At 59.7% G+C, this 26,105-nt stretch carries 21 protein-coding genes and 1 other RNA gene; 8 read left to right on the top strand and 14 right to left on the bottom strand.

Going from position 1 to position 26,105, the window contains the following annotated elements:
• Window positions 1-45: 45 nt before the first annotated feature.
• The 6 genes from AAAX31_RS00405 (at window position 46) to AAAX31_RS00380 (ending at window position 7,877) form a co-directional block, all read left to right on the top strand.
• Complete coding sequence (locus tag AAAX31_RS00405; protein WP_117770028.1) at window positions 46-1,206, top strand: DNA cytosine methyltransferase; 1,161 nt, start codon at window positions 46-48, stop codon at window positions 1,204-1,206.
• Window positions 1,169-2,182 (top strand): DUF4928 family protein, encoded by a 1,014-nt coding sequence (locus AAAX31_RS00400; RefSeq protein WP_158556906.1) that lies wholly within the window; start codon window positions 1,169-1,171, stop codon window positions 2,180-2,182. Before AAAX31_RS00405 ends, AAAX31_RS00400 begins: the two co-directional genes overlap by 38 nt.
• Window positions 2,172-4,739: a homocysteine S-methyltransferase family protein gene (locus AAAX31_RS00395; protein WP_349075760.1), complete on the top strand. Its 2,568-nt coding sequence runs from the start codon at window positions 2,172-2,174 to the stop codon at window positions 4,737-4,739. Before AAAX31_RS00400 ends, AAAX31_RS00395 begins: the two co-directional genes overlap by 11 nt.
• 108 nt (window positions 4,740-4,847) lie before the next feature.
• Complete coding sequence (locus AAAX31_RS00390) at window positions 4,848-6,212, top strand: PFL family protein (protein ID WP_035136908.1); 1,365 nt, start codon at window positions 4,848-4,850, stop codon at window positions 6,210-6,212.
• Window positions 6,213-6,588: 376 nt separating this feature from the next.
• Window positions 6,589-7,419 carry a methyltransferase domain-containing protein gene (locus tag AAAX31_RS00385; RefSeq protein ID WP_349075896.1) on the top strand — a complete coding sequence of 277 codons (831 nt, stop codon included), beginning with the start codon at window positions 6,589-6,591 and terminating at the stop codon, window positions 7,417-7,419.
• A 158-nt stretch (window positions 7,420-7,577) separates the two neighbouring features.
• Entirely contained in the window at window positions 7,578-7,877 is a 300-nt protein-coding gene (locus AAAX31_RS00380) for a YhbY family RNA-binding protein (RefSeq protein ID WP_006234690.1), read from the top strand.
• Window positions 7,878-7,946: 69 nt separating this feature from the next.
• On the opposite strand, the gene AAAX31_RS00375 is transcribed toward AAAX31_RS00380, so the two are convergent.
• The 8 genes from AAAX31_RS00375 to ssrA form a co-directional block, all read right to left on the bottom strand.
• Complete coding sequence (locus AAAX31_RS00375) at window positions 7,947-10,946, bottom strand: BTAD domain-containing putative transcriptional regulator (RefSeq protein ID WP_117770032.1); 3,000 nt, start codon at window positions 10,944-10,946, stop codon at window positions 7,947-7,949.
• A 448-nt stretch (window positions 10,947-11,394) separates the two neighbouring features.
• Window positions 11,395-12,123 (bottom strand): glucosamine-6-phosphate deaminase, encoded by a 729-nt coding sequence (gene nagB / locus AAAX31_RS00370; RefSeq protein WP_055287061.1) that lies wholly within the window; start codon window positions 12,121-12,123, stop codon window positions 11,395-11,397.
• 271 nt (window positions 12,124-12,394) lie between these two features.
• Window positions 12,395-12,892 (bottom strand): PTS glucose transporter subunit IIA, encoded by a 498-nt coding sequence (locus AAAX31_RS00365; RefSeq protein ID WP_349075758.1) that lies wholly within the window; start codon window positions 12,890-12,892, stop codon window positions 12,395-12,397.
• 71 nt (window positions 12,893-12,963) lie between these two features.
• Window positions 12,964-14,301 carry a phosphoglucosamine mutase gene (gene glmM / locus AAAX31_RS00360; protein WP_349075756.1) on the bottom strand — a complete coding sequence of 446 codons (1,338 nt, stop codon included), beginning with the start codon at window positions 14,299-14,301 and terminating at the stop codon, window positions 12,964-12,966.
• Between the two features lie 123 nt (window positions 14,302-14,424).
• Window positions 14,425-14,820 (bottom strand): 30S ribosomal protein S9, encoded by a 396-nt coding sequence (gene rpsI, locus AAAX31_RS00355; RefSeq protein WP_022094634.1) that lies wholly within the window; start codon window positions 14,818-14,820, stop codon window positions 14,425-14,427.
• 2 nt (window positions 14,821-14,822) lie between these two features.
• Window positions 14,823-15,266, bottom strand: a complete 444-nt coding sequence (rplM, locus tag AAAX31_RS00350) for a 50S ribosomal protein L13 (RefSeq protein WP_022094635.1) — start codon at window positions 15,264-15,266, stop codon at window positions 14,823-14,825.
• A gap of 193 nt (window positions 15,267-15,459) precedes the next feature.
• Window positions 15,460-16,338, bottom strand: coding sequence for a patatin family protein (locus AAAX31_RS00345; protein ID WP_349075754.1), 879 nt, complete (start codon window positions 16,336-16,338; stop codon window positions 15,460-15,462).
• 344 nt (window positions 16,339-16,682) lie between these two features.
• Window positions 16,683-17,046: a transfer-messenger RNA gene (ssrA, locus tag AAAX31_RS00340) on the bottom strand.
• Between the two features lie 239 nt (window positions 17,047-17,285).
• On the opposite strand from ssrA, the gene AAAX31_RS00335 reads away from it, so the two are divergent.
• Window positions 17,286-17,720, top strand: a complete 435-nt coding sequence (locus AAAX31_RS00335) for a hypothetical protein (RefSeq protein ID WP_195520648.1) — start codon at window positions 17,286-17,288, stop codon at window positions 17,718-17,720.
• 58 nt (window positions 17,721-17,778) lie between these two features.
• On the opposite strand, the gene AAAX31_RS00330 is transcribed toward AAAX31_RS00335, so the two are convergent.
• From AAAX31_RS00330 to AAAX31_RS00305, 6 genes are all read right to left on the bottom strand, one after another.
• On the bottom strand, window positions 17,779-18,294 hold the full coding sequence (locus tag AAAX31_RS00330) for a PIN domain-containing protein (protein ID WP_161116011.1): 516 nt from the start codon (window positions 18,292-18,294) through the stop codon (window positions 17,779-17,781).
• On the bottom strand, window positions 18,291-18,644 hold the full coding sequence (locus AAAX31_RS00325; protein ID WP_161116012.1) for a hypothetical protein: 354 nt from the start codon (window positions 18,642-18,644) through the stop codon (window positions 18,291-18,293). Before AAAX31_RS00325 ends, AAAX31_RS00330 begins: the two co-directional genes overlap by 4 nt.
• Window positions 18,645-18,783: 139 nt before the next feature.
• Window positions 18,784-20,799 carry a heavy metal translocating P-type ATPase gene (locus tag AAAX31_RS00320; protein WP_338324427.1) on the bottom strand — a complete coding sequence of 672 codons (2,016 nt, stop codon included), beginning with the start codon at window positions 20,797-20,799 and terminating at the stop codon, window positions 18,784-18,786.
• A 78-nt stretch (window positions 20,800-20,877) separates the two neighbouring features.
• Window positions 20,878-21,123 (bottom strand): DUF6110 family protein, encoded by a 246-nt coding sequence (locus tag AAAX31_RS00315; RefSeq protein ID WP_022094642.1) that lies wholly within the window; start codon window positions 21,121-21,123, stop codon window positions 20,878-20,880.
• Between the two features lie 195 nt (window positions 21,124-21,318).
• On the bottom strand, window positions 21,319-23,076 hold the full coding sequence (locus tag AAAX31_RS00310; RefSeq protein WP_349075750.1) for an ABC transporter ATP-binding protein: 1,758 nt from the start codon (window positions 23,074-23,076) through the stop codon (window positions 21,319-21,321).
• Entirely contained in the window at window positions 23,077-24,903 is a 1,827-nt protein-coding gene (locus AAAX31_RS00305) for an ABC transporter ATP-binding protein (protein ID WP_349075748.1), read from the bottom strand.
• A gap of 120 nt (window positions 24,904-25,023) precedes the next feature.
• Here AAAX31_RS00305 and AAAX31_RS00300 point away from each other — a divergent pair, with 120 nt between their 5' ends.
• Complete coding sequence (locus tag AAAX31_RS00300) at window positions 25,024-26,022, top strand: helix-turn-helix transcriptional regulator (protein WP_349075747.1); 999 nt, start codon at window positions 25,024-25,026, stop codon at window positions 26,020-26,022.
• Window positions 26,023-26,105: the final 83 nt, after the last annotated feature.

Raw genomic sequence — 26,105 nt, 5'->3', positions numbered from 1 at the left:
CAAGTACCATAAGATTCCAAATAACAACTATCTGAAAGCCAGTACATGCACAACATTCTGCAGTTCTCGCCACAACTAACCGCGCTTGAGTTTTTTTCAGGCATTGGCTTGGCTCGTGCCGGCATGGCAAAAGCCGGAATCAAAACAATCTGGGCAAATGACATAGACCATACTAAATGCGCCATGTACGGCCAGTGTTGGGGCGATGAGCATCTAGTCGAGCAGGATGTCCACACACTCGACCCCGACTTAATACCCCAAGCCGACATCGCATGGGCGTCAAGCCCTTGCACAAACTTATCTCTCGCGGGAAACAGGGAGGGACTTATCTCTGGCAAAGAGTCCAGTGCGTTCTTTGGCTTTATTAAGGCCATCGAAGGAATGGGCGATCGTGCCCCGCGGGCACTTGTTCTCGAAAATGTCATCGGCCTTGCCACGTCTAATAACAGTGATGACTTTAGACTCGTTTGCCAGGAATTTAATCGTTTAGGCTATTCATGCGACGCTTATTTTATCGATGCACGGCACTGGCTTCCCCAGTCACGCCCCCGCATGTTTGTCGTCGGATTAAAAAACCCTCTTCCCAACAGCCGACTCGATTCCTCGCTTCGTCCTGAAAAGGTCTCCTGGATTCACTCCGACCCTTCACTCATTACGCACGTCTCTCACCTAAACGAGCCAAGTCCACTTCGCATGACGGGCCTTGCAACGGTTGTTGAAAATATTCCCGAGAACGACAAGCGTTGGTGGAACAAAAACCAAGTACAAGCATTTATCGACTCACTTGCACCGCATCAAGCAGAGCGCCTTCAGCGCTTCTTAAATGCCAAAGAAAAAATTGTTCGCACTGCTTACCGTCGCACGCGATCGGGCGTTGTGCGCTGGGAAATCCGTGAAGAAGAAATTGCCGGATGTCTAAGAACGGCTCGCGGCGGCTCATCAAGACAGGCAGTCGTTATATGCGAAAACGGAAAGATAGAAGTTCGCTGGATGACTGGAACTGAATATGCCCGTCTCCAAGGTGTTGACTCATGTCAGTTTAGCGGCTTCTCGGATGCTCAGATTCGCTACGCATTCGGCGATGCAGTTGCCGTGCCAGTTGTCACTTGGCTTATAAAAAATGCAGTCAAACCCGCGCTTATGTCTTCAAGGAACGGAGTGGACAATAATGGAAATGACCAATTGCTCCTTGAGCGAGCCCGATAAAGACATCTTGGATGCCATTGAACTCTGGTACGAATCCAAGCGCAGCAAGCGAGGCAACGTCAACCGTAACGTCATGGCGGTTGGCATAGGCATAAGCGAGCTGTTGCAAAACCGTTTTCCGCTCACCGACGATTATGTGCAATCGGACAAGGGGAGCCAAGTACGAGGCCTAAGTGGAGCATGCATCAAAACAGTTTTAGCCAGACATGGGGAAACGCGTGCCTTCGCGTCAGAGGGCGGCAGAACCTCACGCGGCACACTCCCGATGGCGCTTGAGCTTGCCACGATTATCAACTCTGCCCTACCCAGTGACATTTGCGAAGACACTCGTCTTGAAGCTGCGAATGCAATCGCCAATTTCTTCGTCGAGCGAATCCAGGTCGATTTCTTTAACCGGCAGAGAATCAAAGTCGAAATCGATCTTCAAAAACCAATTTCTGTCATTGTCGATGATATCCTAGCCGAAGCAAGCCTACGGTCCGATAAGCCAACGGGTACCGTCGCACAGCACCTGGTAGGTGCAAAACTAGAGATGTTATTTCCAACCATAGAAATCGGAAAGGACAACTCAAACGCCGCCGACCAGCAGACAGACCGTTCTGGCGATTTCCAAATCAATGATGCTGCATTTCATGTGACTGTATCGCCAATGGCCAAATTGACCGATCGATGCCGAGATAACATTCGAAATGGCATTCGGCCCATCGTCGTTGTCCCCCACGATAAAGTTTCCTTCGCTTACGGACTGTTCGAAAGTGAGGGACTCGGCAATCGCGTACAGGTTATCGCACTCGAATCGTTTATCGGCATCAATATTGAAGAGTTATCGTTCTACAAGCGAGGCCTAATTCGATTAAATGTCGCACGGCTTCTTGCCCACTACAACAAGCGAATCGAAGATATCGAGCCCGACAAATCTCTTCAAATAGAAATTCCTCAGTGGGCTCTAGACGAAATGGATGCACATGGCGAATAGCTCAAACATACTTATCACTCATGATCTGGACGGTGCCGCGCTGGCGGCACCCGTTGATGCCGCACGTCGCAACGGTGCCACGTACAAGACGCGCACGATCGACGATCTGCGCATTAAGGACGATCGCCTGCGCGCCGCCATCGAGGGCACGGGACACCTGCTGTTCGACGGCGGCATGGGCACCATGTTGCAGGCCGCTGGCATGAAGGCGGGCGCCCTGCCCGAGCTGCTCAACTTTGAGGAGCCCCAGGTTATCACTGATATCCAACGTCAATATGTCGAGGCCGGCTGCGACGTGATTACCGCCAACACCTTTGGCGCCAACGCCCACAAGCTCGACGGTGCCGCCGCCGTGGCAGACGTCTTTGCCGCGGCCGTCGCCTGTGCCCGCGAGGCCGGCGCCCGCTACGTCGCCGGTGACATCGGCCCCATCGGCGCGCTGCTTCGCCCCCTGGGTACCCTGAGCTTCGACGAGGCCTACGACCTCTTTGCCGAGGAAGTGCGCGCCGGCGTCGCCGCGGGCGTCGACCTCTTTATTATCGAGACTATGACCGACCTGGCCGAGATCAAGGCGGCGGTCCTCGCCTGCCGCGAGAACTCCGACCTGCCCGTCTTTGCCACCATGGCCTTTGAGGAAGACGGTCGCACCTTCCTGGGAACGAGTCCCGAGGTGGCCGCCATCACGCTCGACGCCATCGGCGCCGACGTTTTGGGCATCAACTGCAGCCAAGGACCGGCCGAGCTCCGAGGACTCGCAGCACGTATGCTCACCGTTACCGACAAGCCCGTTATGGTGCAGGCCAATGCAGGACTCCCCCATGTGGACGACGACGGCAACACCGTCTTTGATATCCAGGCCCCCGAATACGCCGAGGCCGTCGCCGGCATGATCGCCGACGGCGTGAGCGTCGTGGGCGGTTGCTGCGGCACCACGCCGGCGCACATGGCGGTCTTGCGCACGCTTATCGACAACCACACGCCCAGCCCGCGCCACCGCAAGCCCAGTATGTCGGTCACGAGCGCCCAAACGGTCGTGGACCTTCCCTGCGACGGCCACAAGATCGCCGTCATCGGCGAGCGCATCAACCCCACCGGCAAAAAGCGCCTGCAGCAGGCCCTGCGCGACGGCGACCTGGACTACGTTGTGAGCCAGGGCATCAGCCAGCAGGAACAGGGCGCCGACATTCTGGACGTCAACGTGGGCCTGCCCGAGATCGACGAGGTCAAGATCATCCAACAGGCGACCGAACAGCTCCAGGGCTCCACGCTGCTGCCGCTGCAGATCGACTCCACCGACCCCGCAGCCGTCGAGGCCGCCGTGCGCCGCTACGCCGGCAAGCCCATCATCAACTCGGTCAATGGCAAGCAGCAGATCATGGATGAGATCTTTCCGCTGGTCGCCCACTACGGCACCAACGTTGTCGGCCTTACGCTCGACGAAGGCGGCATCCCCGATACCGCCGAGGCTCGCTTCGCCATCGCCGAGCGCATCGTGGCCGAGGCTGCCCGCTACGGCATCGGACCGGACCGCATCCTCATCGACTGCCTGGTCATGACCGCCTCGACCAATCAACGCCAGGCCGAGCAGATCCTACGCGCCATGTCCCTGTGCAAGGAACGCCTGGGCGTTAAATGCGCACTCGGCGTGTCGAACATCAGCTTTGGCCTGCCTGCCCGCCCGCTGCTGGGCTCGGTCTTTTTGGCCGCCGCTTTTGGCGCGGGCCTGGACGCCCCCATCATGAACCCGGGTTCCAAGCGCTTTATGGATACCGTCTACAGTTATCGTGTGTTGAGCGTTGAGGACGAGGGCTCGACCGGATACATCGAGCGCTACGCCGGCTGGACCGATCCGTATAAGATCGCCGCAAACCCGGCAGCAGCTCAGGCCGCATCGACCGACGCCGCGCCCGCTGCTGGCACCGCCGGCGCCGACGGCAACGACGACCCCATCCGCCACATGGTCGTCTCGGGCCGCAAAGGCGAGATCGCTGCCGAAACCGAGCGTCTGCTGGCAGACCACGACGCCATGGACCTCATCAACAATCACTTTATCCCCGCCCTCGACGAGGTTGGCGTCCTCTTTGACCAGGGCAAGTTCTTCTTGCCGCAGCTTATGGCCTCGGCCGAGGCCGCACGCGTGGGCTTCGACACCATCAAGCGCCTGATGCCCGCCGGCGAGATTGCCGACAAGGGCAAGATCTGCGTGGCCACCGTCAAAGGCGACATCCACGATATTGGCAAGAACATCGTCAAAATGCTGCTCGATAACTACGGCTACACCGTCTTTGACCTGGGCCGCGACGTCGACCCGCAAGAGGTGCTCAAGACCGTGCAGGAGCGTGACATCAAGCTCGTCGGCCTCTCGGCGCTTATGACTACCACGGTCGTCGCCATGGAAGAGACCATCAAGCTGCTTCATGCCGAGGTGCCGGGCGTCAAGATCATCGTAGGCGGCGCCGTACTCACCCCCGAATACGCCAAGCAGATCGGCGCGGACTACTACGCCAAGGACGCCGCCGAAAGCGCGCGCATCGCCGAAGAGGTCTTTGGGCAGTAACACAACGGAAACAACCGAGCACCAAAACGTGCCGCACGCGCCACTTGGCACGTGCGGCACGTTAGAATAGAAAAGATTATGCTCGTTTTGGCAGATAGGAGCGCAAGGATGGCGATCACACCCGCAGAAATCGCGGAAACCCGCGGCATGGTTGAGGAGCAGAACCTCGACATCAGGACCATCACCATGGGTGTTTCGCTCATGGGTTGCGGTGACGAGAACCTCGACCGCATGTGCACGAAGATCTACGACCACGTGACGCACACGGCTGAGCATCTGGTCGAGACCGCCGAGAACCTCGAGCGCGAGTACGGTATCCCCATCGTCAACAAGCGCGTTTCCGTCACCCCGGTGGCGCAGATCGCCGCGTGCTGCAAGGATGAGGACCTCACCCCCATCGCGCACGCCCTCGACCGCGCGGCCGAGACGCTCGGCATCGATTACCTGGGCGGCTTCTCCGCGCTCGTCCAGAAGGGCATCGGCGACGCCGACCGCCGCGTCATCCAGTCCATCCCCCAGGCGCTCGCCACCACCAGCCGCGTCTGCTCCAGCGTCAACGTCGCCAGCCTGCGTGCCGGCATCAACATGGACGCTGTGCTCATGGCCGCCCAGACCATCATCGATGCCGCCAAGCTCACGGCCGACCAGGATTCCGTCGGCGCTTCCAAGTTTGTCTGCTTTGCCAACATGGTCGAGGACTCCCCGTTTATGGCGGGCGCCGTCCACGGCGGTGGCGAGGCCGACGCCGTCATCAACGTAGGCGTCTCGGGCCCCGGCGTTATGGCCGCAGCCCTGGAGACGCTGCCCGACTCCGCATCGATGATGGAAGTCGCCGAGAAGATTAAGCAGACCGCCTTTAAGATCACCCGCGCCGGCGAGCTCATGAGCCGCGAGGCCGCCCATCGCCTGGGTGTCGAGAAGGGCATTGTCGACCTCTCGCTGGCTCCCACGCCTGCCATCGGCGACTCCGTCGCGCGCATCCTCGAGATCATCGGCGTGGGCACCTGCGGTGGCCCGGGCACGACCTGCGCGCTCGCCATGCTCAACGATGCCGTCAAGAAGGGCGGCGTCATGGCCAGCTCCAGCGTGGGCGGTCTCTCGGGCGCCTTTATCCCCGTGTCCGAGGACGCCGGCATGATCGCCGCCGTCGAGGCCGGCGCGCTTTCGCTCGAGAAGCTCGAGGCCATGACCTGCGTGTGCTCCGTTGGCCTGGACATGATCGCCATCCCCGGCGACACCCCGGTCGAGACCATCGCCGGCATCATCGCCGACGAGATGGCCATCGGCGTCATCAACAACAAGACCACGGCCGTCCGCGTGATCCCCGCCATCGGCAAGGGCGTGGGCGACTGCGTCGAGTATGGCGGCCTGTTTGGCCGTGCGCCCATCATGCCGGTGAACCCCAACGCCGGCACCGTGCTTGCCCACCGCGGCGGACGCTTCCCGGCACCGCTGAACTCGCTGAAGAACTAGCTGAGGGGGACTGGCGAGGAGCCCCGGGGAGGGCAAATATATAAGGTCGCCTGCTCGGACAGTCCTGACTCGCACGGAGAGCACATTAAGTGCTCTCCGGCTCGTGCGGAACTCGCGATCGACCTTATATATTTGCCCTCCCCGGGGCTCCCGCACAACGGAACCTCAGTTGGGTTCTATCCCGTATGGCAGTCGCTTCGCTCCTGCCCGCCTTGGTTGTGAGGGCGATTTGGCGTTGGAACGGTTCTTTTTCTGATATATGCTGGTTGCGGCTCTTCTTTTGGGAGGAGTCGCTTTTTTGTTGCTAGGAGGTTAGCCCGTGGTTGAAGGGGATGCTCGCTCTGAGCTTCTTTCTGCGGATTGGAATGGCGAATGGATGCGCCTGCAAGCTGGTCGGCATCGGGCTGATGATTCTTTTGAGTGGGATAAACGGGCTCGGCATTTTCGGCCGCTTGAGACTGCTCCTTATGCCCGGGATTTTATAAAGTTGTTGGCGATTGAGCCCGGCGAGTCCGTGCTGGATATGGGGTGTGGGGCTGGGTCGATTGCTATTCCGCTTGCTCAGGCTGGGCATTCCGTGATTGCTGCCGACTTCTCTCCTGCCATGTTGGGCACGCTTGATGCCGGCATTGAGTATTACGGGCTCGAAGATCTTATTACGCCGCTTGAGCTTGCTTGGGATGATGATTGGGATTTGGTTGGACCGGTCGCGAAAGCGGTGGATGTTGCCTTTGCCAGTCGGTCGGTTACGACGACCAATCTAAAAGATGCGCTTGCCAAGCTCGACCGCACGGCTCGTCGGCGTTGTGCTGTCACGATGGTCGCCAACTCCAGCCCGCGCTATGACCTGCACCTGATGAACGCCATCGGTGCCTCGGTTACCTGCAGTAATGGCTTTGTGTATGCTTTTAATATCCTCATTCAGATGGGTGCCCTGCCGCAGGTTACGCACTTTGAATCGCCTCGTCGCGATACCTTCGATAACCTTGAAGCGGGCGTAGCAGATTTTTCCCGTATGCTCGAGCATGGCAACGAGGATAAGGTCGACCGTCTGCGCGACCACATCGCCCAGCACATGATTGAGAACCCCCATGCCGGTGAGCCGGGCTCCAAGGGTGTGCCGCAGGGACGCTATATGCTCGACCACGTCCGCAAGGTCCGTTGGGCGTTTATTGCATGGGAGCCGGTCTCTGCACCCCGCTCATAGCCTGTTCGCAGCCCGCACTGCCCACTCACTCGGCATCCGCATTCTTTTTGAACTGGGCAAACGCGCTCCACACCGCACCGTTCCTGCGCTATCGTGGGACAGCTCACGTAAATTAAGGCCCCGTCGCGGGGCGCCCCATACATAGAAAGCGAGAACCCATGGCACTGACAGGAGCACAGGTCAAGCAGCTTCGCAGCATGGCCCATCACCTCAACCCCGCCATCATCATCGGTAAGTCCGATGTCAACGAGGGCACCGTCGAGCAGACGGTCGCCTACCTGGAGAAGCACGAGCTCGTTAAGTGCTCCGTGCTCGATGGCTCCAGCCTTTCCGCCCGCGAGGCCGCCGAGGAGCTCGCCGAGCGTTGCCACGCCGAGGTCGTCCAGGTCATCGGCCGCAAGTTCTCACTGTATCGCGAGTCCTCGCGCAAGGACATCGAGAAGATCAAGCTCGTCTAAGAGCCAATGATCCGGCGATCCAACACATAGCAAGCTTACGGGTGCCCAAGTACTTCGGGCGCCCGTTTTTTATCGCTCGACCAGCACGCGATTGAGCCGCCCCTCCACCAAGCGCTCGTATAGACGCCGCGTCTCGGGCTCGGGCACGCCATTGACCTGCTCCCTCAGGTGGTGCATATGCCCGCTGTACAGCTCGACGATATCGCGCCGCCGCCCCGCCGCACTGTAGACGCGCATGGCGCAGCGCACCATATCCTCACGCGCCGTTTCCTGTCGAAGCCCCGACTCCGCCAGCCAAATCGCCGACTGCAGATCGTTTTCTTCTAGAGCGGCATTTGCTCCCTTAATCATGCAATCGATGTACTTTGACTGCATAATGCGCCGCATGCGCAAAAAGTAGGTGGGATTACAGCCATTGGGAACATACAGCGGTCCGGCATAAAGCTGCTCAATCTTAAGGCACAGCTCAACTAAATGGGGCCCGCGCGCACCCGTGCGATTTCCCAAAACCTCGCGGCTTATCTGGTCAAACAGCCGTACATCGGTCTTGACGTAGTCGCCGTTGAGCCCAATGCATTCATTTTGGATGAGCACGCACGACTTGCCATCCGGCGTCGGTCCCAAAGCCGACCGCAAGCGCGATATCGTCGAGTACAGGTTGTTGCGGGCGCTATTAAACTCGGCATGGGGCCACAGCTCCATGGCCAGCGTCTCACGATCGACGAGCGCATCCATGCCCAGCGCAAGCCGCTCGGCAAGCGTCGCCGCCTTCTTGCGGCGCCACATTTTGTCCGTGATGGGAAACCCATCGCGCTCGGCACGAAACGCACCAAACATGCGAATCTCGATATGGTCGATGGTATCAACGGCTTCAACCTCGCCGGCCTGGAACAGGCGCTCGCCCTCTCCTTCCAAATCGTCGCGCAGCGAGTACCGCGACAGCTCGCGTACGGGAAGCTTCTTGCGTATCCTGCCCGCCGGCTCGCCCAGACAATGCATGGCAAGGCGCGCAAAGAGCCGATACGATGGCTCTAGAATCCCCGCACGATTCATGGACATCCAGGCCGCAAGATCGCTGTCTCGGCCCGCACAGGCCAAATGCAGCGCCACCATCCAGGCCTCCGCTCCACCAACCTGCGTCTGGCTTATATCGAGCAACTCCGCTTCCTCGCGCACCGAAACCATCGAGGTGTTACGCAGATATGCCGCGCGCTCCAGCAGCAATGCGTTATCGCGCATGTACGCAATCGACTCCTCGGCAAGTTTGAGCACTTGGACCGCACGGAACTTTGCATTAACCGGCCGTCCCTCTGCCAGCGACTGCCAGCCTTCTAGCAACAGCCCAAACAGCTGAATCTGGTTGTCGCGCATGCGCACGGCAAAACGATCGAGCTCGTTGAACGCCGCATCGTCGGTTACCGGCAAGCCGGAAAGGAGCCGCCGTGCCGCCAACACCATGCGCACCCAGATAGCCATCGCCTTAAGTCCACGTACGTCGAGCGCCTCCCGCACCACCGTCATCTCGTCGTCGCGCTCGTCGGTTCCCGCAAACGACCCATCAAAGAGCTCCACCAGCATGCTATCGGCCCGTATAACAATCCCCGCGATGTCGAGCTCGCAGTCATAGGCCTTGCTCGTTTTGAGCTGCTGTAGAACGCCGCTGTCATCTCCCCGTTCGGTCAGGCAGCGCTTGACCTCGATATGCGCAGACAACATATCGAGTGCGGTGTGAGATGCCTCGATTTCTGGCACGGCCAGGTTCGTAGGAAGCCCAAGCCCGTTGTCCCCATAGCAAACAGCCGTCAGTGTCTGGGCCACCCTCCATGAAACAGGGTCTATTTCGCAGGCCGCCCGTTCGCCCCCGCATTCGATGACCGATGCCATATAGCGAGCGAGCTTTGTATTGGACACGCTGACCGCTGCCAGATATACGCCAAGCGCTTCGGCAGGCGTTGGCTCTGGAGCCGGATCGTCGGCATCGATCGTGCCCAGCGCCGCTCGGCAGATATCGGCCCCGTGCCCCGTCAGAGCCAGATCGACCCCATACTGCCCAGCAAGTTCAAGGACCGCTTCACGGTCCAGAAAGGCGTCCGCCAGGCCCATCGCCGCATCGCATCGGCCCGCCTTAAGCAAAATCCGGGCCGCCCTCGGAACAAGTTCGGGGCGAACCTCGGCCACCAACTTACGCAAGCGCAAGCGTCCGTTATCCTCCGTGCCCAGACACGTAAAACTCCGCTCGGCGGGATCCAAGCCAAAGATCGGGTAGTCGCGTACAAAGTAGGACTGGTCGACCATCGACAGCCTCACCCCACAGGCCTCGAGTTCTGCGATATTGCCCTCGCCCATCAAAACCATGAGACATGCCACGCAAAACAGCGCATTATTGTCGAGTGAAGCCAGATCGGCAAGTGCCGCGCCATACACGTTGACAATCTCGTTTTCGAGCAGGCCGGCTACGTCGCCTTGGCCATACAGACCTGTCTGCAATGCCGAAACGAGCTCGGGCACGCCCTGCGTGAGCTGATAAAAGTCGAGCGATGTGCTGATCGAAAACGCCGATGCCCACGCCGAATACTCATAGGCATGCACCTTGAGCATCTGCGCATTGATCTTAACCGAATCGCCCAGCCCATGAATCAGCTGACGATTTGAAGGACGGCAGGAGATAAAGACCCCTACCCCCATAGCGCGCAGGCCGCGAATCCTGTCGATGAGGTCTTCGGTATCGTGCTGATCGAGGTTTGGCACATTATCAATCGCGATAAGGGAGTGCGGTTTGTCTTTGAGTTCTTCGGTAACCACCTCGAGCTGCATAAACACCTCGCGCCCAATGGCACGATCGGCCTCGATAATCCGCACGGGGCCTCGCGTCGGGTCGCATTTAACCTCATGGGTGTACTGCAGCAGCACCGAGGTCTTCCCAAACCCGTCGGGCGCATAAAGAACCACGATGCCGGCCTTTCGGCCCTTGGCGATAAGCTCATTCATCAAGCGTTCGCGTCGCACCATATAGCCTCCGCCCAGCGGCATCAGCTCGAGGTCGTCTATACCGCTCAAATCATTTACCATGCCCGCTCCTCAACTCGACCGTATGGACACTGTAGCCGCAAGACCATACAAGCCGCGCTATGAATAGAGCGACCTTGTGTTTTAGGTTGTCTTTTGGTACGCAAGCGGCAAGTTTTTGTACAGCGAGGGCCGATTGTTATTAATCCCCCGACTAATCGGTCTTTAAGCAGGTAAATGAGCTTGTCAGCTTGTCCCATCTAAGCGGCAGTGTAACGCAGATGAACAAGGTTCAGCCATGTCATTCAACTCGCCTAGCACCCGCTACCGTCTACGACCTTCTAGTGGCATTTTTGCATAGAATCTGGTATGGAATGAATCAAGCTGTTGGACATCTGGCGTTCGTCAAGCTTGCGGCAAGATTTTGGTCAAGTGGGCAAAAAGGGATAGCAAAAAGGCCCCCGCAAAGCGGAGGCCTTAGACAAGGCTATGTCGAGCTGCAGGATTCGCGCTACTCGCAGAGCGAAAGGGCGGCCTCGTCGGCAACGACAACGCAGTTGGTGTGCAGCTGCAGGATCGAAGCCGGGCACTCGGGCGTAACCGGACCATAGCACATGTCATGCACGGCCTGAGCCTTGGCCTCGCCGTTGGCGACGACCAGGATCATGCGGGCATACATGATGGTCTGGGTACCCATGGTGTAGGCCTGACGGGGAACATCGTCGATGCTGTCGAACAGGCGGCTGTTGGCCTGAATGGTGCTCTCGGTGAGGTCGACGCAGTGCGTGCCCTTGGAGAAGTGGTCATCGGGCTCGTTGAAGCCAATGTGGCCGTTGTTGCCAATGCCGAGCAGCTGCAGATCCGGATAACCGGCGTCGGCGACAATCTTGTCGTACTCAGAGCAGGCAGCGGCGGCGTCGGGGTTGGAACCGTCGGGCACATGCGTGTTGTTCAGGTCGATGTTGATGTGATCGAAGAAGTTCTCACGCATGAAGTAGTGATAGCTCTGGGGATCGTCGTGCGAAAGGCCGCGATACTCGTCCAGGTTGTAGGTGCTGACCTCGGCAAAGTCGACGTCGCCCTTCTCGTACCAAGCAGCGAGCTGCTTGTAGGCACCGATCGGGGTGGAGCCGGTGGCAAGGCCCAGTACACAGTCGGGCTTGAGGATAACCTGGGCCGAGATGATATTGGCGGCCTTGCGGCTCATATCCTCGTAGTCTTTAGCTTTAATGATCTTCATTACGCGTCCTTTCTCGTACAAGAGAGGCAAGGCTCCCTTACAAGCACTTGCCCGCGGCCCGCGTCGGCCGCAACCAACGTGTGCGGCCACCAGGGCGAGGTCGCGTAATGTATGTGTCTCGTGTCTAGCCGCGTCGAGGCCCCTGCCCGTCCACGGTGACCCAAAGCTGTTTAGCTTCGGACAAATCTCATCTTGCCACGGAGGGCGTCCTCTTTCAAGGGCGCCCTCCGTAAACGTGTTTGAATTGTAGGCTAATGGCCACGTGCACTTGCTAGCGCTCGCGAGCAACGATGAGCTGGTCCATCTCTTCGACATGCACGCCAGCGGAGCCCTTGATGCTCGAGAACTCAACGGAGTTACACACCAAGATGGGAACCGTCACATCGTAGCCCTCGGCAGCAATTGCCTCGCGATCAAACTCAATGAGTACATCGCCCTTATGGACGATGTCACCCACTTGCGCATGTACGGTAAAGTGCTTGCCCTCGAGCTGAACAGTGTCCAAACCAACGTGGATGAGCACGTCCAGGCCATCGACCGTGTTAAGCGCAACGGCGTGCCCCGTGGGAAAAATGGCCTCGACCTTGGCATCAGCCGGTGCAATCACACGCGTTCCGGTGGGCTGAATCGCCACGCCCTGGCCCAAAAGGCCGGTGGCAAACGTCTGGTCGTTTACCTCGGAGAGCGGAATGACGTCGCCCGAGATGGGAGCATCCAGCGTAAGGACTCGACCACGCATACCAAAAGACCTTAGGACTTTAGTGAACATGCTCCCCCTCGGACACACCAATCAATCAAAATAGTTTTACTAGTTTACCACTTGGCACCGGTTTTTGACCATTAGGGAAGTTCGCGCTTGACAACCTCGACGATGTCGTCGACGACGCGCTGGGTCAGCTCGTGCGTCTCCGCCTCGGCCATAACGCGAACCAGCGGCTCGGTACCGCTCGGGCGCACCAAGATGCGGCCGCGACCGTTGAGCTCCTTCTCGGCGGCAGCGACGGCGTCCCAAATGGGCTGGCAATCGTCCAGGCCGGCCTTGTTGTCGGAATGCACGTTGACGAGTACCTGCGGGTACTTCTTCATGATGCCGGCAAGATCGGTGAGGGTACGACCGGTGCGCTTGAGCACGGCCAGCAGCTGCAGAGCCGTCACCAGGCCGTCACCGGTGGTGTTGTGCTCCAGGAAGATGATGTGGCCGGACTGTTCGCCGCCGATGACGGCGCCGTCCGCGAGCATGCGCTCCAGAACGTAGCGGTCGCCCACGGCGGTCTGAACCATCTCGAAGCCCTGCTCCTTCATAGCGATGGAGAAGCCCAGGTTGCACATGACGGTCGAGACGATCTCGGAGTTGGCGAGCTTGCCGCGAGCGGCAAGGTCAGAACCGCAGATAGCCAGGATGTAGTCACCGTCGATCTCATTGCCCTCGCTGTCCACGAACAGTACGCGGTCGGCGTCGCCGTCGTGGGCCAGACCGATGTCAGCATGGGTGCGCAGCACGAGCTCGCGCAAGGGCTCGAGATGCGTAGAACCGCACTCAACGTTAATGTCGGTGCCGCAATAATCGGTGTTGATGGCATGGACCGTAGCACCCAGGCGCTGCAGCGCGGCGGGCGTGGTCTGGCAAGAAGCACCGTGGCCGCAGTCGACGGCAACGACCAGGCCGTCGAGCCTCAGGCCATCGAGCGTATCGATGGCATGATCGACATATGCCTTGCGGGCATCCTTCATCTTGATGATGTGGCCCACGCCGGCACCGGTCGGCAGCGTGTCGGCAGCCATGGCTTCCTCGGACATGACCCAGGCGCTGATCTCTTCCTCGACAGCATCGGGAAGCTTCATGCCCTTGCGGCTAAAGAACTTGATGCCGTTGAACTCCGGCGGATTATGCGAAGCAGAGATGACGATGCCGCCGTCGAGCTCGTTTTGAACGGTGAGCAGGGCCACGGCCGGCGTGGGGATGACGCCGCAGCAATGCGGGCGGCCGCCCTCGGCCATAATGCCGGCGGTCAGAGCGCTCTCGAGCATGGTGCCCGAAAGACGCGTGTCGCGGCCGATGCAGATATCCGGACCAAGAAACTTGGTCGCCGCGCGGCCCAGGCGAAACGCGAGGTCGCACGAGAGGCCGGCATTGGCGACGCCACGAACGCCGTCGGTACCGAAGATGTTCTGGGGCATAGGATCGCTCCTTCCCTAGCAGGCGATATGCAACCGCCCGCCCTAGTCGAAAAAGAAAAGCGGGACCCGCCGAGGAATCGGCAGGCCCCGCTTGTACATTGTATCTCGAAAGGAGATAAAACCTTAGCGCTTGGAGAACTGGGGAGCGCGGCGGGCCTTCTTGAGGCCGTACTTCTTGCGCTCGACCACGCGAGCATCGCGCGTAAGGAAACCGGCCTTCTTGAGGTCAGCACGGTAGTCGCCAGCGTTCAGAAGAGCGCGAGCGATGCCCAGGCGCAGAGCGCCGGACTGACCGGAGATGCCGCCGCCATCGCACAGAGCGATAACGTCGAACTGACCGGCGGTGTCGGTCACCTTGAAGGGAGCAAGGGCGTTCTCAACGAGCTGATGACGGCCGAAATACTGCTCGGCGTCACGCTTGTTGATGGTCACCTTGCCGGTGCCGGGGACGAGACGGACGCGGGCGACGGCGTTCTTACGACGGCCGGTACCCTGGTAGACAACGGTGTTCTCAGCCATCTTTAAGCCTCCAGCTCAATCTTCGTGGGGTTCTGGGCAGCGTGCGGATGCTCGGCACCAGCGTAGACCTTAAGCTTGGTCATCTGGGCACGGCCGAGGGTGGTCTTGGGCAGCATACCGCGAACGGCGCGCTCGATGACCTTCTCCGGGTGCTTCTCCATAGCCTGGCGGAAGCTCTCAGCCTTGAGGCCGCCGTTGTAGCCGCTGTGGCGATAATAGGTCTTCGTGTCGGCCTTGTTACCGGTAAGCTGGACCTTATCGGCGTTGATGACGACAACGAAGTCGCCGCAGTCGCTGTTGGGCGTGAACTGGGGCTTGTTCTTACCGCGCAGGATCATTGCGATCTGGGTGGCAAGACGGCCCAGGACAGCACCATCGGCGTCGACGAGAACCCAGTTGCGCTGGACCTCGCCCTGCTTGGCGTAGTGAGTCGATTTCGAAATCACTTAGACTCCTCCATGTACAGTACGTGTTGTTACAGAGATTCACGGGGCTCTGCAAGTAACCCGTCCATATTACCCCGCTCGCCGTACGAGTCAACAGGTATTTTGGCTCCGACCAGAGTTTCTGCACATGTCATCCACGAGCCGTGATTTTCCAGCTCTTTAGCTGTTGTCATTTTTTGAGGGTTCGCCGTCGCTAGCGCTCAACGAACTCTTGGATTTCCGCGAGCAGGCGCTTTGCCTCCTGACGTCCCTGGATATACAAGTCCAAAAGCTTTGCCGAATCGTGCTCGACATGGCCGACCTCGACCGGCTTTTGCGGAGCGACGACCAACGCACGACCCTCGCGCTCATACTTCCACAGGTGCATGCGCTGGATGTTGTAACGGTCGTGGCGCGTCTCGATAGCCTCGAGCAGATAGGGGTAGTCGGCATAGCGGGCGCGCGCGGCCGGCAAAAACTCGTAGGGCTTTTTCTCGTACGAGCGGTCCTGCGTGACGATGACGACCGCACGGTCGAAGCCCGCCTCCTCGAGCACATGCTCGATGGGGACCGAATCGGCTACGCCGCCGTCGACGTATTTGTGCCCGTCTATCTCGACCGGCGGCGTCACCAGCGGCAACGAAGTCGAGGCGCGCACGGCGTCGAGATCGAGCACAGCGCTTTTGACCGGCAGGTACGTGGCGGTTCCAAAGAGCATGTCCGTCGCGACGGCGTACATCTCGATGGGGCTCGCGTCGAACGTCTCGTTGTCAAAGGGATCCAGGCGGTCCTGGACATCGTTGAAGATAAAGTCGTAGCCGACGATAGAGCCCGTGGATGCAAACGATGCGGCGCCCATGAAGCGGTTGTCATTGCAGAAAGCCAGGTTGATGCGGTTGGCACGGCCGATCTGGTGCGACTTATAGTTCACGCCGTTGAGGGTGCCGGCCGATACACCGTAGACAGCCGGAATCTCGACGCCGGCCTCCATGAGAACGTCGAGCACGCCCGCGGTAAACTGCCCGCGAAAACTACCGCCCTCCAGGACGAGCGCGACCTTTCCGGCGTTCTTTGCCTTATCTTCTGCAGTCATATCGACCTCCTGCGATTGCGTTTTGGCTTTCTTCTACCCAGTTTTGGGATGGCGAGAGCGCAGGTTTTTTGAGGCGGCAAGTGAAGCGGAAAGTGTGTCCCAGTTTGAGGCGAGATTCCGGGATGCGCTTTCCGCTTGGACCGCCGCTGGGAAAGCGCGTCCCGTTCTGAGCGCGGATTCCGGGATGAACTTTCCGCCTGGGCCGCCATTGGGAAAGCACGTCCCACTCTGCGTCACTGAGGCGTTTTCTTTACGCTCGCGCCCTGCACAGAGTTCGATTCTCCGCGGTGCGGACCAGAAATAAAAAGGCAGGTAGATATGAGTATCTACCTGCCTGTTGCTTATGGTGGAGGCGCGGAGAATCGAACTCCGGTCCACGAAAGCCCCCTGATTGGCATCTCCAAGCTCAGTCGCTGGTTTAGTCTCGGACGCTTTGCGCGCAGCGACACGCTCGCGGCATCCCAACCGGTTCGGTCTTAGCCCGCGCCATACCGATTACGTGCGCGGGAGCATTCCCCTAAAATGACGTCGCGCCGGTGACGGGGAAATCACCGGGTTGACGCGCCGCTATAAATTAAGCAGCGAGAGCCATAGGCTCAAAAGAAGAGTTGTTGTCAATTCAATTTGACGGTACCCCTGTTTAACGAGGCGAGGAGACCTCGGCTTGCTTCCTCTCTCAGAGCTATCGTGTCGAAACCAGTCGCCCCCGAATGTCGGGAAAGTCTGGATGGTATCGGGCCTACAAACACCCGATAACCGTCGACTTTTCAAGGAACATACGGGGCGAGCCCCGCTTGTGATGAGTTATCTTACCACGTTCTGAAAGCAGGCAGCTGTTCTATGCACGAGCTGTGAAGACCCCAACGTGCGCCGCACTTCGCACTTTTGCTACCGATCGCGTCACGTATATTTTCGCCAAGCAAAATTGACCCGTCGAAAGGACCGTTATGGATACCAAGCAGCAACTCGTCGATGCCCTCGCAGGCCTGGGCTCAACCATTACCGAAGCTATGGATGTCATCGAAGGCTTTGTCCCCTGCGGACATCCAGCCCTCACGGTTTCGAACGCCCTTGTTGCGCTGGACGCTGACGATGATGCAGCTCTCGCCCAGCAGCTTGAGACCGTCGAGGGCTTTATCGACCACGTGAGTGAGAACCGCGGCGTGGCCGCCTACCACGGCATCGAGGTCGAGCTCGCGGGTCCCAAAGCCGATCTGTTCGCAGCAATCCGCGAGGTAGGCGCCCTTATGCAGACCGCAGGCGTCAAGAACACCCAGGTCAATGAGTGGGTCTACCGCAGTCTGGCAGCACTCGACAGCTCCGACGAAAAGGCCGCCGAAAAGCTCGCAGAAAGTCCCGCCATCAAGGCCGAGCTTTTGTAAATAGCAGACGCGGGCCCCTTGGCGCATCGTCGTCCAAGAGGCCCGCAAACAGTTCGCGTCAACCGATAGCCGCGCCGCCGCGTTCGACCAAAGCCAGAATCGGCATCATTTGACGAGGTGTCTTTGCTGCAAGATCGGCATGTTCGAGCAGCTTGCGATCGTTAGTTACCAAGTAATCAACCTGGGCGCGTTTGCATGCGGCGAGTACCAAGTTGTCCTCGTAATCGCGATGGAGCGTCAGATATTTGTCGGCTAGCCACAGATCGGATGCATCAGCGCCCACGGCTGTGGCGTTTTCGGTCATGTTCCGAACAAATGCCAGTGCCGCATCGCCAATCGCGCGGGCAGAAGCCTCGTCGAGCGCTCCCCCGCTGGCAAGAACGCTACGCTTCAGCTCATGTTGGACAACGTACAGCACGTCCTTGGCGATATGCACCGGAAAGAACAGCAATGCCCCCGTCTCCGCCGCCTGCCCAATAAACGCACGCGCGGCAAGCGACTCGGCATGGTCGACGCAAAACGAATCAACCCATACGTTGGCGTCCACCATTATTTTGAGGGGAGACCCGCTCACAGGATCATCCCCTTTTGGCGATAGCGCTCGTCCATGGCTTCGGAATAGATTGCGTCCCAATCGCGATCGTCGAACACGGACGACGTAGCGATGCCCAAATCTGCATAAAGCCGGTCTGCCGCTGCCCACGACGCGGCGAACGGCGTATCGGGCGCGACGGTCTGCTGCCGGTCGTCGACGGCCGCAAGCACTTCCTCGCACTGCCCGCCACCCTGTGCGACCTTGGCCACGACCTTTTTGATGAGCTCGGGCAGTGACCTGCCCGAAAGCTGCAGCGCTTCCTCGGCACGGTTCTTGACCTGGCGATCTACGCGAACGTTCACCTGCGCCATGCTGCCAACGGTAGCCATTTCAACCTCACCTTCAGCATTTACTAGCATTGCTAGCACAAGCATATATCCGTGCTAGCCTCTCGTCAAACAAAAGAAGGCCTGCACTCTGGCGGCTGCGGTGCCGCCCGAATGCAGGCCATATACTCAATCGAAAACGCTAATGCAGGTAAGCCTTCGCGTTGCTCAGGCTGTAGGCGATCGTCGAGCCGTTGTGCAGCAGTGACGATGCCTGCGGGGTAATCGCGCCGGTAATACCCAATGCCAACAGCGCCGAGTTGGTGAGCATCACCTTGGAATACGAACTCGACAGACGGTCGATAAGCCCCTGACTCATGCGGCGCAGGCGCACGATTGCGGCCAGATCCGTATCGGTCAGGATGATATCGGCGACCTCCTTGGCGATGTCGCTTCCACCGCCCATGGCCAGACCCACATCGGCCAGACCCAGCGCCGGTGAGTCGTTGACGCCGTCGCCCACCATGGCAACGTGGCGCCCCTCGCACTTAATGCGCTCCACATACGCGTACTTGTCCTCGGGCAGCAGCTCGGCCTTAAACTCGTCGACACCTGCCTCGCGAGCAATGCGCTCGGCCGTGCGCTCCGAGTCGCCCGTGAGCATGACCACGTGCTTAACGCCCAACGCGTGCAAGTCGGCGATGGCCTCGCGGACCCCGGGCTTAAGCGGGTCCTCGATACCGAGCACGCCCACAACGGTGCCGTCGACCGCCAGATACAGCGGCGACAGGCCCTGCATCTGGGACTCGATGCGCTCCTTTATGTCGGACTCGAGCTGCGCGCCCTCATCCTCAAACACAAAGTGTGCCGAGCCGATAATCGCGCGACGTCCTTCGATGGACGAAGCGATGCCGTGTGCCACGATGTACTCGACGGCAGCATGGCGCTCGCGGTGCTCGAGCCCGCGCTCGCGGGCGGCGTTGACCACGGCACGCGCCACCGGATGCGGGAAATGCTCCTCCAAGCAAGCGGAAAGGCGCAGGACCTCATCCTCGCTCCAGTCGTCGGTCGTGAGCACGCAAGCTAGGCGCGGCTGGGCCTCGGTCAGCGTACCGGTCTTGTCAAAGACAATGGTATCGGCCTTGGCAAACGACTCAAAGTACTTGGCGCCCTTCACCATCACCCCCATCTTGGCAGCATCGCTCATGGCGGTCATGACGGCAACGGAACCCGTGAGCTTGAGTGCGCACGAATAGTCGACCATCAGTGCCGCCGAGGTCTTGATGAGGCTGCGGGTGGTAAGCGCAACCAGGCCCGCGAGCAGGAAGTTCCACGGGACGATCTTGTTGGCAAGGTCCTCCATATGCGACTGACCCTCGGACTTGAGCGAGTCGGCCGTCTGCACGAGCGAGACAATCGAGCGCAGCTTGGTCTGCGCCGTGTTGGCGCGCACGCGCACCAAGATGCTGCCGTCTTCCACGACGGTGCCGGCGAACACGTCGTCGCCCGCGCTGCGCTCGACGGCCAGCGGCTCGCCGGTCAGGGTCGCCTGGTTGACCATAGCGCTCCCCCGCTCGACCACGCCGTCGATGCAGATAGACATGCCGGTGCGCACGGCGACCAGATCGCCGGGCTCAAGCTCGGTCGCGGCAACGCTTACCTCAGTGTCGCCGACGACCTTTTGCGCCTTGTCGGGCACATCGAGCAGCGAGTTGATGAGCTCGTTTTCGCTCATGGCGCGGGTGTAGTCCTCAAGCAGCTCGCCCACGTTGAGCAGGAACATCGTCTGACCCGCGGTGTCGGCATCACGCTTGACGAACGAAATGCCGATGGCCGAAGCGTCGAGCACGGGAACGGTCAGGCGCGGCTGAGCCAGCTCATGAAGGGCAGCGCGCAAAAATGCCATGTAACCGGCCACGACAAACACCGCACGCAGAGGCGTCGGCAAGAACCAGCGGCGCGCGTAGTGGGCGCCGATAAGTGTCGCCAGATCCATGACAAGCTTGTGCTTGCGTGGCTCAAGCTGCATCACGTAACCCGTCTTTGCGTCGGCAATGGCCTGGGCATCGAGCGCACCCAAGGCGTCGAGCACGCTCGCGCGGCGCGGCTCGTCGTATTCCAGCGCCATCTGGCCAATGCGGCCATACACGCGCACCTTGCGCACGCCGTCGATATCGCCGCTGAGCTTAAGAAGTGCATCGAGATCGCTCTCTGGCACAGGACCCGCCAATTGAAGACGGGTCCTGCCGGGGATCTCGCTAATAATCGAGAATCTCATAGTTTGTGCCTGGGGGCGTTACTCGGCTGCCTCGTCAGCAGCGGCCTCGCTCTGGGTGATGTATGCCGCCTCGGCAACCATGTCGTCGACATTAGCCTTGGCCTGCTCGACCATGTCCTGGTAGCAGTTCTTGACGCGCATGCCGCACGCGATGCCCTGCACGCAGGCATTCTTTACCGGAGCGCTGGTGAGCAGCTTGATGCCGGCCGTACCAAGCAGAAAACCGCCACCGACAAGCAGGGTGTTAAACGTCGACTTCTTCATGTTGCTTCTCCCTTTTGCCGCATTGGACGCGGCATGGTGCTTCAGCACCCGAGTAAACAAGTTTGCTCGAGCACGCTTTTGAAATATCTCAATTTTATCTAACTATCTAGGTCAGCCATGGCTAACCTTTTGAAAATTAACGATGCGGAGTAACCGATTGTCAATGTGAGAAAGGGACTGTCCCTTTGCCCCTTCTTACAACTGCCAGGTAGCTGCTTCCTTTTGCAGCGCCACCATGCGGGCGAATTCTCCACCTGCCGCCTTGAGCTGCGCCGGAGTGCCCTGCTCGGCAACCACACCATCCTTGAGTACAACGATTTTGTCGGCATTTTCCACCGTACGCATACGGTGGGCAATAACGATAACCGTCTTACCTGCAAGCAGACGGGAGAGCGCCTGCTGAACCACGGTCTCGTTCTCCACATCCAAACTCGCCGTCGCCTCGTCCAGCAACACGATCGGCGCGTCTTTGAGCAGCGCGCGGGCGATAGAGATGCGCTGGCGCTCACCGCCGGACAGCTTGGAGCCGTTCTCGCCGATCATGGTGTTGTAGCCCTGCGGCATGCGGCTCACAAACTCGTCGCAGTTGGCGGCACGCGCAGCCGCAAGCACTTGCTCATCGGTGGCGCCACGACGCCCGAGGCGGATGTTTCCCATCACCGTGTCGTCAAAGAGCAGCACGTCTTGGAACACAATGGCGTAGTCGCGCAGCAGCACCTCGGGATCCACGCTCGCAACATCCACGCCACCCACGGTGACCGTGCCTTCGGTGGCGTCCCAAAAGCGCGCAGCCAGGCGGCTCACCGTAGACTTGCCGGAACCCGAAGGACCGACCAGTGCCGTAACTTCGCCTTCCTTGGCGGTAAAGCTCACGTCGGTAAGAACTTTCTCGCCGGCGCGGCCGTCCTCGCCCGCACCATAGCCAAATGCCACGTGATCGAACACCACATCGTGGCCCACGGGCTCAAATTTCTCGCTGCCCCGCGCCACGGGCTCTTCCATGATGGAACGCATGCGCTTGGCCGACGACTCGGCGGCAAACAGCTCGGACATCAGCATCAGCGCCTGATCAAAGGGCGCATAGATGCGGCTCACCATAAGCAGGAAGGCAAACATCACCAAAAAGTCGACCTGGCCGGAGGCGACCATCGCAGCGCCCGTGACCAACGTGGTGGCAATCCCCAGGCGCAGGATGGCAAAGGCGGAGTTGACCAAAAGCCCATTGGCGAGCTCGCCCTTGGTGGTCTCGCGCTCCTCGGCATCGATCACGACGTTGAGCCCCTCAAGATAATGAGCCTCCTGGTTGGTGGCGCGGATCTCGCGCACGCAGTCGAGCGTCTCCTGGATCGCCTCGGTAACCTTGACCTTCTCGGCACGCACATGGTCGAACACCGGGGTCATGGGGCCGCGTGTCAGATACAGCACGGCAAAGGCCACGGGCACGCTCCAAAACGCCGCAATCGCCAGCTGCCAGCAAAAGAACAGTGACGCCACGAACACGATGGCACTTGCGATGATGGCACCCCAAAGCTCTCCCAGCACGTGGCTGTAGGCGTGCTCCATGGCCTGGACGTCGCCCATGATGGTCTCGGTTAAATCGGCCAGATCACGACGGCCAAAAAACGACAGCGGCAGCTTGCGCAAGCGCTCGGCGATCTCCATACGCTGCTTGCCGCACTCCTCGTAAAAGATGCAGTAGGTGTAGTAATACTGCTGCCAGTTAGAGGCAAAGAGCAACACGAAAAAGACCAGGAGGCCGCCCACAATCGGCAGGGCATCCGGCAGGTCAGCCCCGCTGGCGAGATGTTCGACAAAACCGGCCATGACCAGGAACAAAAAGCCCATGCCGGCCATGGTCACAAGATTGGTGAGCGTGGTCCAGAAAATGCCGCGTTTTACGCCGGCGACGCCTTTATCGGATAGGAAATACTTCTTTTGGAATGAGGCGAACATTTAGGCCTCGCCTCCCTTCGTGACGGCGGCATCCGCGGTCGCTGCAGTGATTTTCCAGCTCGCGGCCTGTTCGTATTCAGCCCACATCTTGGCGTATAGACCCTTTTGGGACAGCAGCTCGGCATGGGTGCCGGCCTCCTGCACGCTACCTTGGTTGAGCACCACGATCTTGTCGGCCCCCACTACAGTCGAGAGTCGGTGCGCAATCATAATGACCGTGCGACCCGCCGCCAGCTTGCTAAAGGCGCGCTGGATGAGCGCCTCGTTCTCGGGGTCGGCAAACGCCGTGGCCTCATCGAGCACCACGATAGGCGCGTCTTTAAGGATCGCGCGGGCGAGTGCTACGCGCTGCACCTCGCCGCCCGAAAGATATGCCCCTCCAGCACCGAGCATGGTGTTAATACCCTGCGGGAGCTTGGCCACAATGTCGTCGCACTGAGCTGCGGAGAGGGCCGCACGCACTTCGTCGTCAGTGGCCGTGGGCTTGGAGGCACGCACGTTATCGGCAAGTGTTTGCCGGAACAGCTGGTTGGTCTGGAACACGAAGGCGACCTGGTCCATGAGCTCGTGCGGATCCATGTCGCGAACGTCTACGCCGCCCACAAGCACGCGACCCGAGGAAACATCCCAAAAACGCGGGATCAGGCTTGCGCAGGTTGACTTACCGCCGCCCGAGGGACCAACCAACGCAAGGGTGCTGCCTGCGGGAACGCTAAAGCTCACATGATCGACAGCAGGCGCTTCGGCACCCTCGTAGGTAAAGCTCACGTCCTCAAAGCGCACATCGCAGCCAGCAGGGTGCTTGGGCAGGGCGGGCACGGAGAGCTGCTTGGAATCCATAACGCTTCGGATGCGCGCCAGCGAATCGGCACTCATCTGAGACGCCTCGCCCACAAACATGAGCTTGGTCATGGCCGTCGGCACCACGGCCGAAAAGATCGCGTAAAACGTAAAGTTGACCATAAAGCGCGCAAAGTCCGTCTCGCCCGGTGCCAGCAGCAACGCCACGGGCAAAAGAAATGCCACAAGACCGTTGAGCGCGGTAAGGTTGAGCACCTGCGGACCTCGGCAAAACGTGCCCGCATAGTTTTGCGCCATGTCGGCGTATTCGGCGATCGCATCGTGGAACGCCTTAAAGGAGTAGACCGTCTGCTGAAACACCTTGACCACGGGGATGCCGCGTACGTATTCAGTGCCGGTCTTGTTCATCTTGACCAGCGCGCCCATGTAGGCCTTCATGAACTCGGCGCCTTTGCCGCTCATCATGGTGGCCATGGCGCAAAACGAAACGATGACCGAGATTAAGCATGCCGCGCCCAAACGCCAATCGAGGGCGAAAAGCAGCACGAGCAGGCCCACGACCATGGCGGTGGCGCCGGCGATATCGGGCAGCATGTGCGCGAGCAGCGCCTCAGTGGAGGCGGCGCAGCCGTCTACGATACGGCGCAGCTCACCGGTGGCGTGCGTGTCAAAGTAGCCGAGCGGCAGCTTAAGCAGATGCTCGCTCGTAGCCTTGCGGATATTGGACGCGCAGCGAAACGCGGACAGGTGCGTGCACATGAGTCCCACGAAATAGACCACGATGCTCGCCAGGGCAAAACCCACAGCCCACCAACCATACATCGCGATGTCGGTAGCCTCGCTCCAGTTGGGCGCCACGGCGATAAGATCTCGCGCTACAAGCCAGATGCACACGTACGGGCCAAAGCCCAGCAGCTGCGAGAGCGCCGAGAGGGCCATGCCCAAATACGTTAGGAATTTACGTTCACCGGCATATGCAAGCAGCTCGCCGATGCCGCCACCTTCCTTTTTTGATCCCTTTGCCATGAGATTCCCTTCTAACTGCTTGAGAGTTAACCGTAAGAAACTTATCATGGGCGTGTTAGCCAGGGCACACAATTGGGCCAGGCGTGGACGTTTTCGCAAATGAAGGGGACGCTTTTGAAAATGCGGCGGGCAGCAACCGATATAACCGAGCTCTACGCACCGCAGTTTGAGCAGTTTGGTCTGCAGCTTTCCGGCAAGGGCGCCGTCTTTACCGGCGAGGTGGCAAACGATCGGGCACACGGACGCGCATGGATCATGCCTCTCTCCCCCGCCTGCATCGTCATGGAGCATTTCATTACCCCGACGCACGATATGTACCTGGCCGAATACACACCCGAACCGTACGCGTGCGTGAGCGAGGTCAGCGCGCCCACGCTCATGTGCATGCCCAAGGCTGGCATAACGCCTGCGAACCTTAAGCCACTGCGCGGGCCGTGGCCGAACAGCGCGGTGTGCAGCTTTATCCAAGATAGCTGCGGCGAGGAGCTAAGTCCGCTGTTTGCAGGGCAGCTTTATCACTCGCGCTCGGTGCTCTTTTTGCCTGGATTTTTTGACGAACTGGAGCACCGCTATCCCACCGAGTTCGCGGGTATCTTTGAGGCGTTTGCCGAGCCATGGCACGAGGAGGCGACGTCTGTCATCTGCCACACGCTGCGTCGGATTAACGAGGAACGCGCCCGCACCGTAGGCGGACACGTCTATATGCAAGGCATCGTGGAGACCATGGTCGCGGAGCTCGCCTGTTCGCGCGCGGCCCACAAGCAGGCGCAGCAGGCGGCAGACACACGCGCCAGCGTGACCATTGCCGAGGAAGCGACGGCGATGATTGAGTGCGCACTCGACAAAGGCAGGCGTGTGGGTGTCAACGAAGTGGCCGAGAGGCTCTACACAAGCCGCTCCAAGCTATGCGCAACCTTTAAGGCCCAAACTGGCGAGTCCCTGGGCGCCTACATTCGCAGACGCCGTATGGAGCGAGCACAGGACCTTTTGGCCGATAGCGCGCTCACGATAGCGCAGGTGGCAGAGCGTCTAGGCTACCCTCAGCAGGCCGCCTTCGCCCAAGCCTTCAAGCAACACACCGGCACCACCCCCACCGCTTGGCGCTCCCAGCATCAATAAAGAGGCGACAAAGGGACGGCCCATAAGTCCCACAAGCAGGGAAGACCATTTGCAATGTGACAAAGGGACTGCCCCTTTGTCAC

The sequence above is a fragment of the Collinsella sp. CLA-ER-H5 genome (assembly GCF_040092375.1).
Taxonomy (GTDB): Bacteria; Actinomycetota; Coriobacteriia; order Coriobacteriales; family Coriobacteriaceae; genus Collinsella.
Note: the sequence above shows the minus strand (reverse complement) of the source record. Positions and strands in the feature narration are given on the sequence as shown.

What these genes read in the sequence shown, in the direction of transcription:
- AAAX31_RS00405 (WP_117770028.1), top strand. Translation starts at nt 46, where the DNA reads ATGCACAACATTCTGCAGTTCTCGCCACAACTAACCGCGCTTGAGTTT.
- AAAX31_RS00400 (WP_158556906.1), top strand. Translation starts at nt 1,169, where the DNA reads ATGGAAATGACCAATTGCTCCTTGAGCGAGCCCGATAAAGACATCTTG.
- AAAX31_RS00395 (WP_349075760.1), top strand. Translation starts at nt 2,172, where the DNA reads ATGGCGAATAGCTCAAACATACTTATCACTCATGATCTGGACGGTGCC.
- AAAX31_RS00390 (WP_035136908.1), top strand. Translation starts at nt 4,848, where the DNA reads ATGGCGATCACACCCGCAGAAATCGCGGAAACCCGCGGCATGGTTGAG.
- AAAX31_RS00385 (WP_349075896.1), top strand. Translation starts at nt 6,589, where the DNA reads ATGCGCCTGCAAGCTGGTCGGCATCGGGCTGATGATTCTTTTGAGTGG.
- AAAX31_RS00380 (WP_006234690.1), top strand. Translation starts at nt 7,578, where the DNA reads ATGGCACTGACAGGAGCACAGGTCAAGCAGCTTCGCAGCATGGCCCAT.
- AAAX31_RS00375 (WP_117770032.1), bottom strand. Translation starts at nt 10,946, where the DNA reads ATGGTAAATGATTTGAGCGGTATAGACGACCTCGAGCTGATGCCGCTG.
- nagB (WP_055287061.1), bottom strand. Translation starts at nt 12,123, where the DNA reads ATGAAGATCATTAAAGCTAAAGACTACGAGGATATGAGCCGCAAGGCC.
- AAAX31_RS00365 (WP_349075758.1), bottom strand. Translation starts at nt 12,892, where the DNA reads ATGTTCACTAAAGTCCTAAGGTCTTTTGGTATGCGTGGTCGAGTCCTT.
- glmM (WP_349075756.1), bottom strand. Translation starts at nt 14,301, where the DNA reads ATGCCCCAGAACATCTTCGGTACCGACGGCGTTCGTGGCGTCGCCAAT.
- rpsI (WP_022094634.1), bottom strand. Translation starts at nt 14,820, where the DNA reads ATGGCTGAGAACACCGTTGTCTACCAGGGTACCGGCCGTCGTAAGAAC.
- AAAX31_RS00345 (WP_349075754.1), bottom strand. Translation starts at nt 16,338, where the DNA reads ATGACTGCAGAAGATAAGGCAAAGAACGCCGGAAAGGTCGCGCTCGTC.
- AAAX31_RS00335 (WP_195520648.1), top strand. Translation starts at nt 17,286, where the DNA reads ATGGATACCAAGCAGCAACTCGTCGATGCCCTCGCAGGCCTGGGCTCA.
- AAAX31_RS00325 (WP_161116012.1), bottom strand. Translation starts at nt 18,644, where the DNA reads ATGGCTACCGTTGGCAGCATGGCGCAGGTGAACGTTCGCGTAGATCGC.
- AAAX31_RS00315 (WP_022094642.1), bottom strand. Translation starts at nt 21,123, where the DNA reads ATGAAGAAGTCGACGTTTAACACCCTGCTTGTCGGTGGCGGTTTTCTG.
- AAAX31_RS00310 (WP_349075750.1), bottom strand. Translation starts at nt 23,076, where the DNA reads ATGTTCGCCTCATTCCAAAAGAAGTATTTCCTATCCGATAAAGGCGTC.
- AAAX31_RS00305 (WP_349075748.1), bottom strand. Translation starts at nt 24,903, where the DNA reads ATGGCAAAGGGATCAAAAAAGGAAGGTGGCGGCATCGGCGAGCTGCTT.
- AAAX31_RS00300 (WP_349075747.1), top strand. Translation starts at nt 25,024, where the DNA reads ATGCGGCGGGCAGCAACCGATATAACCGAGCTCTACGCACCGCAGTTT.